Source organism: Streptomyces acidicola, from assembly GCF_009377235.1.
In the GTDB taxonomy this organism is placed as follows: Bacteria; Actinomycetota; Actinomycetes; order Streptomycetales; family Streptomycetaceae; genus Streptomyces; species Streptomyces acidicola.
The window spans coordinates 1-7,675 of sequence record NZ_VMNX01000340.1; the positions used below are offsets into that span (position 1 = coordinate 1).

At 70.5% G+C, this 7,675-nt stretch carries 5 protein-coding genes, 1 pseudogene and 1 riboswitch; of the genes and pseudogenes, 4 read left to right on the forward strand and 2 right to left on the reverse strand.

Going from position 1 to position 7,675, the window contains the following annotated elements:
• Nucleotides 1–521: pseudogene (locus FPZ41_RS42840) on the reverse strand (fumarylacetoacetase); the annotation flags it as partial.
• A 261-nt stretch (nucleotides 522–782) separates the two neighbouring features.
• Between FPZ41_RS42840 and FPZ41_RS42845 the strand changes: the two are divergent.
• From FPZ41_RS42845 to FPZ41_RS42855, 3 genes are all read left to right on the forward strand, one after another.
• Nucleotides 783–2,048, forward strand: a complete 1,266-nt coding sequence (locus FPZ41_RS42845; protein WP_322621462.1) for a carboxylate--amine ligase — start codon at nucleotides 783–785, stop codon at nucleotides 2,046–2,048.
• A gap of 99 nt (nucleotides 2,049–2,147) precedes the next feature.
• Nucleotides 2,148–3,353 (forward strand): FAD-dependent oxidoreductase, encoded by a 1,206-nt coding sequence (locus FPZ41_RS42850; protein ID WP_322621460.1) that lies wholly within the window; start codon nucleotides 2,148–2,150, stop codon nucleotides 3,351–3,353.
• Nucleotides 3,354–3,667: 314 nt separating this feature from the next.
• Nucleotides 3,668–4,585, forward strand: coding sequence for an HAD family hydrolase (locus FPZ41_RS42855; protein ID WP_228023388.1), 918 nt, complete (start codon nucleotides 3,668–3,670; stop codon nucleotides 4,583–4,585).
• Nucleotides 4,586–4,597: 12 nt separating this feature from the next.
• Here FPZ41_RS42855 and FPZ41_RS42860 read toward each other — a convergent pair whose 3' ends face one another.
• The gene (locus tag FPZ41_RS42860) at nucleotides 4,598–5,482 is read right to left on the reverse strand and encodes a LysM peptidoglycan-binding domain-containing protein (RefSeq protein ID WP_152869869.1); all 885 of its coding nucleotides are present in this window, start codon (nucleotides 5,480–5,482) and stop codon (nucleotides 4,598–4,600) included.
• A gap of 5 nt (nucleotides 5,483–5,487) precedes the next feature.
• A riboswitch (cyclic di-AMP (ydaO/yuaA leader) is annotated at nucleotides 5,488–5,661 on the reverse strand.
• A gap of 964 nt (nucleotides 5,662–6,625) precedes the next feature.
• On the opposite strand from FPZ41_RS42860, the gene FPZ41_RS42865 reads away from it, so the two are divergent.
• Nucleotides 6,626–7,636: a polyprenyl synthetase family protein gene (locus FPZ41_RS42865; RefSeq protein ID WP_322621461.1), complete on the forward strand. Its 1,011-nt coding sequence runs from the start codon at nucleotides 6,626–6,628 to the stop codon at nucleotides 7,634–7,636.
• Nucleotides 7,637–7,675 lie beyond the last annotated feature (39 nt).

Here is a 7,675-nt window from a genome sequence, read left to right on the forward strand (position 1 = left end):
GGCTTCCGCTGGCCCGCAGGGCGTACCACCTCGGTGCCCGAGACGACGACGGTGCCGGACCGGCCGTGGTAACCGATCGGCATGTGCTTCCAGTTGGGGGTCAGCGAGTCCGCGGCGTCGGGGCGGAAGATCTGGCCGACGTTCCGGGCGTGGTTCTCGGAGGCGTAGAAGTCGACGTAGTCCGCGACCTCGAACGGGAGGTGCAGGGTGACCGAGGAGAGGGGGTGGAGGTAAGGGGCGATCGTCTGCTGGTGGGACGGGACCGTCAACCAGGCGGTGAGGGCTCGGCGGACGTCCGACCACGTGGTGCGGCCCGCCGCGAGGAGCGGGTTGAGGGTGGGGCGGGAGAGGACCGTGGCGTAGGGGGAGGAAAGGGCCAGTGCCGCGGCTCCCGCGTCGAGGACGTGGTCGCCCAGGCGGACGCCGACGGTCCGGGTCTCGGAGCCGGGCCGGGAGAAAACGCCGTACGGAAGGTTGTGCGGGCCGAAGGGGTCGCCCTCGGGGACGTCGAAGGGGGGCATGCGGGTGTGCCTCGCTTTCCGTGCGCTACGTCCAGCCGTTGTACGCGGCCGTCGTGCGGCCGTTGTCGTTGCGGCACACGTTACGGGGGAGTGACCTGAGCGGTCAGTGGTCGCCAATGCCTAAAGAGTTAGTAATGTCCGGATACGGAGCGGTCGGAACCGGAAATTCCGGCTTAGCTTCCTCAGGGGACGCGGGCGGGGTGGGTCCGGGTCCGTAAGGGGGGACACGTGGGGGGACCCGTGGCCAGGAATGCCCGGCGCGTGCCGTTCGGTGTCGACAGGGGCGTGCCCGGACTGATCGTGAAGTTCGGCGACTACCCGCTGCATCACGGTGGCGTCGGCGCCATCCGCAGCCTCGGCCGGCTCGGTGTGCCGATGTACGCGATCACCGAGGACCGTTACACGCCCGCCGCCGTCTCACGGTATCTGCGCCGGGCGTTCGTGTGGCCGACGACCGGGACCGAGGCTCCGGAGCGGTTGGTGGAGGGGCTGCTGCGGATCGGACGGAGGATCGGGCGGCCCGCCCTGCTCATCCCGACGGACGAGGAGGCCGCCGTTCTCATCGCCGAGCACCAGGCGGCGCTCGGCGGCAGCTTCCTGTTCCCGCGGGTGGACGGTGGACTGCCACGTCGCCTCGCCAGCAAGCAGGGTCTGCACGACCTCTGTGTGAAACACGGGATCGCGAGCCCCACGGCCGTCTTCCCGCAGTCGTACGACGAGATCGAGCGCTTCGCCGAGACGGCCCGCTTCCCGGTGGTGGCGAAGAACCGGGAGGCCTTCGTGCGCAGGGCCCGGCCCGCCGTGAACGGCACCACACGGATCGGCAGCCGGGAGGGGCTGCTGCGGCTCGCCAAGGAGTGGGGGGAACGGCCCGGCGTGATCCTCCAGGAGTACCTGCCACGGGAGGACGCCGAGGACTGGATCGTGCACGCGTACTTCGACGCCGAGTCGACGCCGCTCGCGATGTTCACCGGCGTGAAGGTGCGCTCGTGGCCGCCCCACGCGGGCATGACGGCCAACGCGTACGTCGTGGACAATCCGGAACTCGCGGACCTCACCGCACGTTTCATCAAGGAGATCGGCTTCAGCGGGGTCGTCGACCTCGATCTGCGGTTCGACCGGAGGGACGGTCAGTACAAGCTGCTGGACTTCAACCCGCGTATGGGCGCGCAGTTCCGGTTGTTCGAGACCGAGGCCGGGATCGACGTCGTCCGCGCCATGCATCTCGATCTGACCGGGCGGCAGGTTCCGGAGGGGGAGCAGCGCGTCGGCCATCGGTACGTCGTGGAGAACATCGATCTGCCTGCCCTGATCGCCTACCGGCGCAGCGGCTACACGACCCCGCACGCGCCCGCACGCGCGAGCGGTACGGAGCTGGCGTGGCTCGCGGGTGACGACCTGCGGCCCTTCTTCACGATGCTCGCGCGCTTCGTACGGCCGGGCGCGAAGCACCTCTATCAACTGTGGCGGACCAATCGCCGGGGCGGGGCGACCGGTTGGGCCCGTCCGAACAGGTCCGTCAGTTGACCAGTTCCGCCCGTTGACCAGTTCCGTCGGTTGACCAGTTCGACCAGTTCGACCAGTTCGACCACGAAGTAGGCACGACGCGTCCTGGGGAGGGACTTCGTGATTCATCCGGTTGCAGTGATCGGCGCCGGGCCGTTCGGTCTGTCCACCGCCGCGCATCTACGGGCGCGTGGCGTTCCCGTACGCGTCTTCGGCGAACCCATGGTGAGCTGGCGGGACCACATGCCCGCGGGCATGCTGCTCAAGTCGACCCCCGCCGCCTCGAACATCGACGCGCCGCAGCGCGGGCACACCCTCGTCGACTACTGCGACGCGGCGGGCATTCCGCGACTGGTCACGGACGAGGACATCATCCCGGTCGAGACCTTCGTCGCCTACGGGGAGTGGTTCCAGCAGAATCTGGTGCCCGAGCTGGAGCGGGTGCGCGTCGTGTCCGTGGACCGGCGCGGGGACGGCAGGGGCTTCGAGCTCAAGCTGGACTCCGGTGAGGCGTTCACGGCGCGGGCCGTCGTCGTGGCGACCGGGCTCTCCGGTCTCGCCCATCTCCCGCCCGAGCTCAGAGGAGCGGCCACCGACGGGCCCAGCCCCACGGGGCCCGTCTCGCACAGCGCGCAGCACCACGACCTGAGCCGGTTCGCCGGCAAGGAACTCCTCGTCGTCGGAGCGGGACAGTCCGCCCTGGAGACGGCGGCGCTGGCCGCGGAGGCCGGGGCACGCGTACGGGTGGTCTCACGCGGACACGGCAAGGTGGCGTTCGGGGCGCCGCCCTGGGACCAGCCCCGGCTCCGCCCGGAGTCGCCCTTCGGGCGTGCCTGGTCGCTGTGGGCCCTCAGCTACTACCCGCACCCCTACCGTTACCTCCCCGCCGAGGCCCGCCACTACCTGGTCCGCCGCGTCCTCGGACCGCTGGGCGCGTGGTGGCTGCGCGAGCGCTTCGAGGGCACGGTGGGTGTGCGCGAGATCTCGGGGATCGTCCGTGCCGGTGTCATCGGCGGGCGCCCGCTGCTGGCGGTCCGGACGCACGAGGGCCGTACGGAGGAGCTGTCGGCCGACCATGTGATCGCGGCGACCGGCTATCGCGTGGACATCGCCGCGATGGACTTCCTCGCGCACGAGTTGCGTACGGAGCTGGTGGTGAGCCAGGGGGCGCCCAAGCTGGGCGCCGGATACCGGGCGTCCGTGCCGGGGCTGTACTTCACGGGGCTGCCGTCGGCGGCGTCGTACGGGCCGGTGATGCGCTTCGTGTGCGGGACGGAGTTCGCGTCGCCACGGCTGGCCAGGCATCTGGCGGCCGCCCACGGGTGAGGGGACGGATCGCCGTGGGGCGCGGGCCTGCCGGGAGAGAGATGGGCGGAGCGGCGGGCCTGCCGAGGCGAGAGAGGCGGAGCGGCGGGCCTGCTGTGGGGAGAGAGGCGGAGCGGCACGGATCTGGTGTCCCGTTCGTCACTTTCGGGTGACGCCGTCGGCGGGAGACGCGTCGATGGGTGGGGCGTCGGGCTCGGGCCCGTGCCGTGCGACGCCGTGCGGGCGGAGCGGGACCCCGTGATGTCCGAACGGTCAACGTACGTCGTCCGGTTCACGCCGGACAGGGGGGCCTCGGCGATCCGTATTCTCTGATCATGAACCCGCGCACCGCATACGCTCTGATCGCCACCGACCTGGACGGAACGCTGCTCCGCGGCGACGACACGCTCTCCGACAGGTCGCGCGCGGCGCTGGCCCGAGCCGTGGCCGGGGGCGCGCGGCACCTGGTGGTGACGGGACGCCCCGCGCCCCGCGTGCGCCCCCTGCTGGAGGACCTCGGGAGCGAGGGGCTCGCGGTGTGCGGGCAGGGCGCGCAGTTGTACGACGCCGGCGCGGACCGGCTGCTGTGGTCGGTGACCCTGGACCGGGAGCTGGCCGCGACCGCGCTCGGCAAGATCGAGGCCGAGGTCGGGCAGGTGTACGCGGCCGTCGACCAGGACGGCGTGGACGGGCTCACCCTCATCGAGCCGGGCTATCTGATGCCGCATCCGACCCTTCCCGCCGTACGGGTCCAGCGGCGCGACGACCTGTGGTGCGAGCCCATCAGCAAGGTGCTGCTGCGTCATTCGTCCCTGTCCGACGACGAGTTGGCGGCGGTGGCCCGCGGGGCGGTCGGTTCCCTCGCGACGGTCACCATGTCGGGGCCCGGCACCGTCGAACTCCAGCCATGCGGGATCACCAAGGCGACCGGCCTCGCCCTGGCCGCCCGGCACCTCGGGCTGGGACCGGCCGACACCATCGCTTTCGGGGACATGCCGAACGACATCCCCATGTTCGACTGGGCCGCGCACGGGGTCGCCATGGCCAACGCCCACCCCGAACTCAAGGCCGTCGCCGACGAGGTGACGTTGTCCAACGAGGAGGACGGCATCGCCGTGGTGCTGGAGCGGCTGTTTCCGCGCGGCGGGGCCGCGGCGCATCCGGCGCCCGGAACCACGCCCGGAACCGTGTCCGTACCGGCGCCGGGCGGGCCAGGCCGGCGGAGCTCATCGCCCGCTCGGCCCGGCCGGTAGGTGCCTGGCGGATCAGTACGGTCCGTTGACGTTGTCGATCGAGCCGTAGCGGTCGGCGGCGTAGTTGCACGCCGCCACGATGTTCGCGACCGGGTCGTACGGGTCGTCCGACGTGCCGGCCACGTGGTACGCGGCGAAGGTCGGGTCGATGACCTGGAGGAGACCCTTGGAGGGGGTGCCCTTCGCGGCGTTGGAGTCCCAGTTGTTGATGGCCTGGGGGTTGCCGGACGACTCGCGCATGATGTTGCGGTGGATGCCGTCGTACGACCCGGGTATCCCGTTCTTGGCCATGACGTCCAGCGCCTGGCGGATCCACCCGTCGAGGTCGTTCGTGTACGTCGTGTCGGAGGCCGGGGTGGGGTTGTTGGCGGACCCGGAGGACTGCTCGGCGGCGGTCGTGGACGTGTTGTCGGCCGTCGCGCTCGGCTCGCTGGGCTTGCTCTCCGTGCTCTGCGTGCCGTCCGCGCTGCCCGTGTTGTCCGCGCTGTTCGTGCTGCCGGCGCTCGCCTCGGTCGTCTTGGTCGTCTTGGTCGTCTTGAGCTTCAGGCCGAGGCCCGGGTGGATCAGGTCCGGGTTGTCGCCGATGGCCTTGCGGTTGTCCTTGTAGATCTTCCGCCAGCCACCCTGGGCCTCGTGCTTGTCCGCGATGCGGAAGAGCGTGTCGCCCTTGGACACGGTGTACGTGAGGGAAGTGGCCTGGGCTGCGGACTGCGCGGACCGGGGCGCGGCCTGCAGGGCGACCTGGGCGGCGGCGGGAGCCTTGGCAGGCTGCGCGGCGCTCGCGGTGGTCGCGCTCAGGAAGGGGAGGGCGAGGGCCGCGGTGCCGGTTCCGGCGATGACGGCTCCTCGGGTGAGCTTGTTGGTTCGGCGGCGACGGTGCTTGCCTCGTGAGGCCATGACGCTGTTCCTCTCCGGCGCCTGCGAGGTGAGCTGTCGGGTTCGGGCGGAAAGGTGCCCGGCCAGGCATGGCGACGCGTCGTGCGTGCCGTGCGCGGCTTCACCCCGAGCCGGTCTCTCGTGAGGACCGGCGATCTTCGTGGGTCCCCCGCTCCTGCCTTCGTGAGTGGTTGGTCAGTGGGGATCCGGGCGGTGGCAGGATTCGGCGTTCCGTCCGGATTGACCGTGAACGTATGCGAGAGCACATGTCGAGAACAAGGCCGGAAGCGTGTTGAAAGCGCCCTTGATCAGCTATTTGCGGGGGAGATGCCTTCGAAATTTCCGGAAGATAACGCTCAACTTGCTTTCTGCAAAGGAGGAGTCGAGCGAGTGGGGGGTGAGGGGGCATTTCGGACCCACGTGACTCAATTCACGGGACGGACCGGGCGAAGCGCCGATAGCGCGGTAATTCGGACAAGTTGGCTGTTGGTTGGCTCGTCGTTCGGGGTACTGCTTCAGCCCCTTGTTCGGGGCCTGTCGTCCCGTGGCGGGCGTGAAGTACGAACCGTGCGCCCGGTGTTCGGGAACTCGCGGGTCAACTCCGTGTTTGGGGCGCGGAGTACGTGGAGTGCGCGGAGAGTGGGGAGGTCGCGCGGAGGTGAAGGCCGGTCTCGGTGCTGTGGCTGGAACCTTGCGTGCGGTGGGCCTCGTTGTCGTAGTGGTCGCCCGGCGTGCGGGCCGTGGCGACCGCCCTCGAGTGGCTCCGGCGTCAGAGCGGTGTCGGCTGTCGGCGCGCGTGTCGAGGTGACGGTGTGGGGGTGCGGGTGATCGAGTCCGACGGGCCCATCGGAGTGATCTCGGAGGTCTCGCCGGTCCCGGTGCTTTCGGTGGCCTCGGGTGACGGCATCGACTCGGGATTCGGGTTGAATCGGTATGCATCCCTTGATCACGGGCATACCGGATGTAATCCGGAGTGGCCCGGATGAAGGGGGTGCCTCTCGGTCGAGCGAAGTCCCGCCAGGGGGCCGGTGGGTGCCCGTGGTGATCGAATGGTGACCGGATACGCTGACACGAGTGATGGCAGCGACAGATCGACAAACTGTTCATCGACCATGAGACCGACCGTGTGACTGTCAGTAGACATCAGCAGACAGGAGACCCCTCGTGACCGTCGTCGGGCCGTTCGGGGTGAGCGTGCGGGACCAGGCTCTGGAAGCCGATGTCCAGGCGGGATTGGCGGCTGTCGAGGAAGGGTTGCTCGAAGCCACCAAGAGCGAGGTCCCCTTCATCCAGGAGGCCGCGCAGCATCTGCTGCGGGCGGGCGGCAAGCGTTTCCGGCCATTGCTCGTGATGCTCGCCGCGCAGTTCGGGGACCCGTACGCCCCGGGGGTCGTCCCGTCGGCCGTGGTGGTCGAGCTGACGCACCTGGCCACGCTGTACCACGACGACGTGATGGACGAGGCCGACGTACGCCGCAGCGTGCCCAGCGCGAACGCTCGCTGGGGGAACTCCATCGCGGTACTGACCGGCGACTTCCTGTTCGCGCGCGCCTCCCACATCCTGGCCGACCTCGGGCCCGAGGCGGTCCGCATCCAGGCCGAGGCCTTCGAGCGGCTGGTCACCGGGCAGATCCTGGAGACCGCCGGGCCGCGGGACGGGCGGGACCCGATCGCGCACTACCTCGACGTCCTCGGCGGCAAGACGGGGTCGCTGGTGGCCGTGTCCGGGCGGTTCGGTGCGTTGATGTCCGGCGCCGACGAGACGGTCGTGGACGTGCTGACGCAGTACGGGGAGCGGCTGGGCGTGGCGTTCCAGCTGGCCGACGACGTGCTGGACATCGCCTCCGACTCGGACGAGTCGGGCAAGACGCCGGGCGCCGATCTGCGTGAGGGCATCCCCACGATGCCGGTGCTGCGGCTGCGGGAGCGGGCCGAGCGGCTCGGGCTCGCCGAGGACGCCGCGCTGTGCGAGCTGCTCGACTCCGACCTGAGCGAGGACGCGCGGCACGCCGAGGCGCTGATCCGGCTGCGGGAGCACCCCGCGCTGGAGACCGCGAGGCGGGACGCCGTGCGGTACGCGGAGGAGGCTCGGGCGACGCTCGCCCCCCTGAGGGAGTGCGACGCGAAGGCGGCGCTGGTCGAGCTGTGCGATGCGGTGGTGCATCGGGCGGGTTAGGCACCCGGAGCCGGGGTGCCAGTCCCCGGGGGCTCCGCC